The sequence below is a fragment of the Leucobacter sp. M11 genome (assembly GCF_035726885.1).
Classification (GTDB): domain Bacteria; phylum Actinomycetota; class Actinomycetes; order Actinomycetales; family Microbacteriaceae; genus JAPFRB01.
In genome coordinates, this window is sequence record NZ_JAPFRB010000001.1 from 505,441 (window position 1) to 510,765 (window position 5,325).

The 5,325-nt window shown below is 70.8% G+C and carries 7 protein-coding genes and 1 tRNA gene; 4 read left to right on the forward strand and 4 right to left on the reverse strand.

All coding sequences use genetic code 11. The features are described 5' to 3' along the window. The 3 genes from OOT08_RS02585 to OOT08_RS02595 all read right to left on the reverse strand — a co-directional run. Positions 1 to 377 (reverse strand): fumarylacetoacetate hydrolase family protein (locus OOT08_RS02585; RefSeq protein ID WP_325090982.1); only part of this gene is annotated, 377 nt, incomplete at its 3' end. Beyond that, on the reverse strand, positions 377 to 1,483 hold the full coding sequence (locus OOT08_RS02590) for a branched-chain amino acid aminotransferase (protein ID WP_325090983.1): 1,107 nt from the start codon (positions 1,481 to 1,483) through the stop codon (positions 377 to 379). The genes OOT08_RS02585 and OOT08_RS02590, both read right to left, overlap by 1 nt. Positions 1,484 to 1,537: 54 nt before the next feature. Further along, positions 1,538 to 2,590 carry a 3-isopropylmalate dehydrogenase gene (locus tag OOT08_RS02595; protein ID WP_325090984.1) on the reverse strand — a complete coding sequence of 351 codons (1,053 nt, stop codon included), beginning with the start codon at positions 2,588 to 2,590 and terminating at the stop codon, positions 1,538 to 1,540. 111 nt (positions 2,591 to 2,701) lie between these two features. On the opposite strand from OOT08_RS02595, the gene OOT08_RS02600 reads away from it, so the two are divergent. The 3 genes from OOT08_RS02600 (at position 2,702) to OOT08_RS02610 (ending at position 4,069) form a co-directional block, all read left to right on the forward strand. After that, a complete protein-coding gene (locus tag OOT08_RS02600; RefSeq protein ID WP_325090985.1) occupies positions 2,702 to 3,229 on the forward strand; it encodes a TetR/AcrR family transcriptional regulator in 528 nt (175 codons plus the stop codon). 56 nt (positions 3,230 to 3,285) lie between these two features. Continuing rightward, positions 3,286 to 3,367: transfer RNA gene (locus OOT08_RS02605), tRNA-Leu, on the forward strand. Positions 3,368 to 3,472: 105 nt separating this feature from the next. Continuing rightward, a complete protein-coding gene (locus OOT08_RS02610; protein ID WP_325090986.1) occupies positions 3,473 to 4,069 on the forward strand; it encodes an AAA family ATPase in 597 nt (198 codons plus the stop codon). A gap of 38 nt (positions 4,070 to 4,107) precedes the next feature. On the opposite strand, the gene OOT08_RS02615 is transcribed toward OOT08_RS02610, so the two are convergent. Next, complete coding sequence (locus tag OOT08_RS02615) at positions 4,108 to 4,533, reverse strand: hypothetical protein (RefSeq protein ID WP_325090987.1); 426 nt, start codon at positions 4,531 to 4,533, stop codon at positions 4,108 to 4,110. A 224-nt stretch (positions 4,534 to 4,757) separates the two neighbouring features. Here OOT08_RS02615 and OOT08_RS02620 point away from each other — a divergent pair, with 224 nt between their 5' ends. After that, positions 4,758 to 5,315: an NADPH-dependent FMN reductase gene (locus OOT08_RS02620; protein ID WP_325090988.1), complete on the forward strand. Its 558-nt coding sequence runs from the start codon at positions 4,758 to 4,760 to the stop codon at positions 5,313 to 5,315. Positions 5,316 to 5,325 lie beyond the last annotated feature (10 nt).

Here is a 5,325-nt window from a genome sequence, read left to right on the forward strand (position 1 = left end):
TTCTTCGCCATCTTGCCGATCACGACGACGAGCTCGCCCTCGTGCTCGACCCGCTCGGACTGCGGCGGGAGAACGATGGCGTCGCCCGGGCCGATCACGGCGGTGTTCGGCTTCAGGAACAGCAGCGGGGCTTCCGGCGCTTCCCCGCCCATCTCCTCGGCGTGCGCGGCGTAGTTCTTGCCGACGCAGACCACCTTCGAGCGCGGGATGACCGGGGCGAGCAGGGTGACCTCGCCGAGGCCGAAGCGGCGGCCCGTGGTCTCGTACCCCGCGAACATCGGATCGGCGACGAGCTCGACGAAGGCGGGCTCGCCCTCGGAGTCGTCGAGCACGCCGAAGGCAATCGCGTCGTCGACGCGGAACCGCGCGACCCGCACTACTTCGCCTCGGTCAGCTGCAGCATCCAGCCGTTCTCATCGGCCACGACGCCCGTCTGCATCCCGGTGAGCTCCGCGCGCAGCGACAGGGTCACCTCGCCGGGCTCGGTGCCCATCTCGATCGTGAAGTCGGGGCTCTTGAGCGCGCCGATCGGGGTGATCACCGCGGCGGTGCCGCAGGCGAAGGCCTCGGTGATCCGGCCGGAGGCGGCGCCCTCGCGCCACTCGGAGACCGTGACCGCGCGCTCCTCAACCGCCATGCCGCGGTTCTTCGCGAGCTGGATGAGGCTCGCGCGGGTGATGCCGTGCAGGATGTTGCCGTTGAGCGCGGGGGTGATCAGGGTCTTGCCCGCGTCGGCGACGAGGAAGAGGTTCATGCCCCCGAGCTCATCGATCGTGTCCTCGGTCTTGGCGTCGAGGAAGAGCACCTGCTGGCACCCGTTCGCCGCGGCCTCGTTCTGCGGGAGCAGCGAGGAGGCGTAGTTGCCGCCGCACTTCGCCTCGCCGGTGCCGCCGTGTCCGGCGCGGGAGTACTCCGTGGACAGCCAGATCGACACGGGCTTCACGCCGCCCGTGAAGTAGGGGCCGGCGGGGCTGGCGATGATCAGGAAGCGGGCCTTGTGGGCGCTGCGCACGCCGAGGAAGTTTTCGTTCGCGATCATGAACGGGCGGAGGTAGAGGCTCGAGTCCTCGCCGCTCGGCACCCAGTCGGCGTCCACGGCGAGGAGCTGGCGGAGCGCCTCGACGAAGGTCTCGACGGGCAGCTCGGGCAGCGCGATCCGCTTCGCGGACTCGTTCAGGCGCTTGCCGTTCTCCTCCGGGCGGAAGGTCCACACGGAGCCGTCGGCGTGCCGGTACGCCTTCAATCCCTCGAAGATCTCCTGGCCGTAGTGGAGCACCGAGGAGGCCGGGTCCAGCTGCAGCGGGCCGTAGGGAATGACCTCGGCGTTGTGCCAGCCCTCGGTGATCGACCAGTCGATCGAGACCATGTGGTCGGTGAAGTGGTCGCCGAAGCCGGGGCTCTGCAGGATCGCGTCGCGCTCGGCGACGGGCAGGCGGGTGGCCTCGGTGACGGAAAAGGCGAGGGGTGCGGTCTGGGTGCTCATTACTCTCTTCTCACGCTGCGCGCGTCGGCCCCAGGCGGGGCCGACGCTCAAAGTTTAGGCCAGCTGAGCGATAATCGCGTCGCTGATGGCCCGGGTGGTCCTCGGCTCGCCGCCGCGGGTGACGAGATCGGCGCGCACGGCGGCGCGGACGCGCTCGGCCTCCGGGGCCAGGCCGAGGTGGTCCAGCATGATCGCGGCCGACAGGATGGACGCGGTGGGGTCCGCCTTCTGCTGGCCCGCGATATCGGGGGCGGAGCCGTGCACGGGCTCGAACATGCTGGGGAACGCGCCGTCGGGGTTGATGTTCCCCGAGGCCGCGAGGCCGATGCCGCCGCCGACCGCGCCGGCCAGGTCGGTCAGGATGTCCCCGAAGAGGTTGTCGGTGACGATCACGTCGAAGCGCGAGGGCTGCTGGACCATGTGGATCGTGGCGGCGTCGATGTGCATGTAGTCCACGGCGACGCCGGGGTACTCGGCCGCGACGGCCTCCACGACGCGCTGCCAGACGGCCCCCGCGTGCACGAGCACGTTCGTCTTGTGCACCCAGGTGAGCTTCTGTGCGGGGCGTCCGGCGGCCATCTCGAAGGCGTAGCGGACGATGCGCTCGACGCCGAAGGCGGTGTTCACGGAGACCTCGGTGGCGACCTCGTGCGGGGTGTCGGCGCGCAGGCGGCCGCCGTTGCCCACGTAGGGGCCCTCGGTGCCCTCGCGCACGATCACGAAGTCGACCTCGCCGGGGTCGGCCAGGGTGCTCGTGACGCCGGGGAAGAGCGTGGTGGGGCGCACGTTGGCGTAGTGGTCGAAGGCGAAGCGGAGCTTGAGCAGCAGGCCGCGCTCGATGTTCGCGTCGCGGAGCCGCTCGTCGCCGGGCACGCCGCCGACGGCCCCGAAGAGGATCGCGTCGAAGCCCTTGAGCTGCTCGAACTCGGCCTCGGGGAGGGTCTGGCCGTCCGCGAGGAGGCGCTCGGCGCCGAGCTTGAACTCGGTGCGGTCGAGGCGCACATCGGAGCCGGAAAGCACCGCGTCGAGGACGCGGTTGGCCTCGGCGGTCACCTCCTGTCCGATGCCGTCGCCGGGAATGACTGCCAGTGAAATCGTGCGGGACACGCTGCTCCTCGGGTCAAGTGCGTTGGGTTCCGACCAGCTTACTCCTGAGCGCCCGGGTTTGGGATACCAAAGAAACGGAGCCGCGCCGGGGTCCCGCGGTAGCATGGAGGAATGCCCTCACCACAGACTCCGGCGCGCGAGCGCGTGCTCGACGCCTATGTGTCGCTCCTCATCGATGCGGGAGAGCGCGCGGCGACCCTCGACGCGGTGGCCCGCACGGCGGGCGTCTCGAAGGGCGGGCTGCTCTACCACTTCCCCAACAAGGATGCGCTCGTGGCCGGGCTCATCGAGCGACTCGACGAGGGCGTCGCCGAGGACGTCGCGGCCTTCGACGCGGACGACGTGGACCCCATCGACTACTTCATCCGCACCTCGGTCAACGAGAACACGCCCTACGATCGGGCAATCGTGGCGACGCTGCGGATCGCGACCGAAAACGAGGCGGCCCGGAACGCGATCCTCCGGATGCGGCAGACCTGGCGGGACGCCCTCAGCCGGGAGCTCGACGACCCGGCCCTGATCGACGTCGTGCTCTACGTGAGCGACGGCATGCACGCGAACTCCTCCCTCGACGCGCAGGTCGCGATGAGCGCGCAGGACATCATCCGCACGATCCGCAAGCTGAGCCCCGCGCACTGATCGACCGACGCGCGGGCCGGAGCGGCCCGCCGGATCGGGCTAGAATAAGGGCGTACGCGGGAGTGGTGAAATTGGCAGACACGCAGGATTTAGGTTCCTGTGCTTTCGAGCGTGCGGGTTCAAGTCCCGCCTTCCGCACGCACTGAGCGTTGCCTACGCGCGGCGAACCGCAGCCGCGGGCACCGAGCGATATTCTGTCGCCATGCGCTTCCGCCTTCCGCCGCTCACCCCCGGCGCCGCCCGATGATGACGCACGCGGGGCTGCGGGACCCGGATGAGGTCCCGCCGGGGCTCTCGGACCGGGTGCTCATCTGCGGGGTGAGCGGCTCGGGCAAGACCACCCTGGCCCAGCGGCTCGCCGAGCGCTGGGGGCTCACGCACACGGAAATCGACGCGCTGTACCACGGCCCGGGCTGGGTGCCCCGCCCCGAGTTCCTCGACGACGTCCGGGCGCTCGCGGCGGGCGAGCGCTGGGTCACCGAGTGGCAATACACGAGCAAGGGGGCCGGGGACATCCTGGAACCGCGGGCCCAGCTCGCGCTCTGGCTGGATTACCCGCTCCCCCTGCTGCGCCGTCGGCTCATCCGCCGCACCCTCGGGCGGGCGCTCTCGCGTAAGCCGCTGTGGAACGGCAATCGCGAGGGCCCGGTCTGGCAGATGCTCTCCCGGGACCCCGAGCGCAACATTCTGGCCTGGCAGCGGCAGACGATGCGCTCCTGGCACGAGCGGATGCCCGCGACCCTGGAGCGCAACCCCCACCTCACGGTGATCCGCTTTCGGACTCCGGCGGAAACCGAGGCCTGGCTCGCGGCCTCGCCGCGGCGCACCGACGCGGCCTGAGGCCCCGCGAGCCGCCCGGGTCCCGGTTCCGGGTGCGGTCAGGCGGCCGGGCCGCTCAGCCGGGTGAGCTCGGCGAGTAGCCCGGGCGCGAGCTCCGTCCGCTCGGGCAGGCCGCGCAGGTGGGCGGCGGAGGCCTCGATGCCCAGCGCCCGGAGCGTCGCGGCGATCGCGTCCCACGGGCGCGCCTCGCCCGCGTGCTCGGCGTCGCCGTCCTCGGGGCGCAGCGCGGCGCGGAGCGCGTCGCGCACCGCAGCCTCCGAGAACAGGCCGTGCGCCTGGGGCCGCCCGGCCGCGCCCAGCGTCGCCGTGCGGGCGGCCGAAACGGTGCGCCAGGTCCCATCCGCGAGCATGACCCCCTCCTCGATGCCGACCCGCAGCCACGAGCTGCCCCGCGCGAAGCCGCTCGCGCGCAGTCGGGCTCGGACGCCGAGGGAGACCGGGATCCGGGGGTCGTGCTCGGTCATGGGCTCCCTTTCCGCCGCGGGTTCGGCCCCGAACGCGGGGCACGTGCGGGGGCGTCCGGGCCAGCGCTCCGGCTCGGCACGATCTATTTTACGCATTTCCGAGAAATTACTTGAACCTTCATGTTATGGTTTTTCCCGTGGGGCCCCGATCCGCCGAATGAGCGGCGCGGGCCCGACCGCCCCGGACGGGGCACCCGTAGCACCCGACAGGAAGAGAGCACACTGTGACCATCAAGATCGGCGTTTTCATCGGATCGCTGTCCACCGTCTCGATTAACCGCAAGCTGGCCACGGCCCTCATGCGGCTCGCCCCCGAGGGCGTGGAGATCGCCGAGATCCCGATCAAGGATCTCCCCCTGTACAACCACGACTTCGACGCGGACTACCCGCAGGTCGCCCTGGACCTCAAGCAGCAGATTCAGGACGCCGACGGCCTCCTCTACGTCACCCCCGAGTACAACCGCTCGGTGCCCGGCGGCCTGAAGAACGCGATCGACTGGGCGAGCCGCCCCTGGGGCCAGGGCGTGCTCGACAAGCCCTCCGCCACGATGGGTGCCTCGATCGGCCCGATCTCCTCCGCCGCCGCGCAGCAGCACCTGAAGAACATCCTGCTGTTCGCCAACGCCCCCGTCATGGGACAGCCCGAGGGCTACATCCACTTCACCGAGGGCCTCATCACCGACGACGGCACGGTCACGAACGAGGGCACCGAGGAGTTCCTGCGCGGCTGGATGGCCACCTTCGTGAGCTTCGTCGAGCGCCAGAAGGCCGCCGCGGCCTAAGCGCCCCCGC

Bases quoted from the DNA above. Each gene is read 5' to 3' on its own strand.
- OOT08_RS02590 (WP_325090983.1), bottom strand. From the start codon at position 1,483: ATGAGCACCCAGACCGCACCCCTCGCCTTTTCCGTCACCGAGGCCACC.
- OOT08_RS02600 (WP_325090985.1), top strand. From the start codon at position 2,702: ATGCCCTCACCACAGACTCCGGCGCGCGAGCGCGTGCTCGACGCCTAT.
- OOT08_RS02610 (WP_325090986.1), top strand. From the start codon at position 3,473: ATGATGACGCACGCGGGGCTGCGGGACCCGGATGAGGTCCCGCCGGGG.
- OOT08_RS02615 (WP_325090987.1), bottom strand. From the start codon at position 4,533: ATGACCGAGCACGACCCCCGGATCCCGGTCTCCCTCGGCGTCCGAGCC.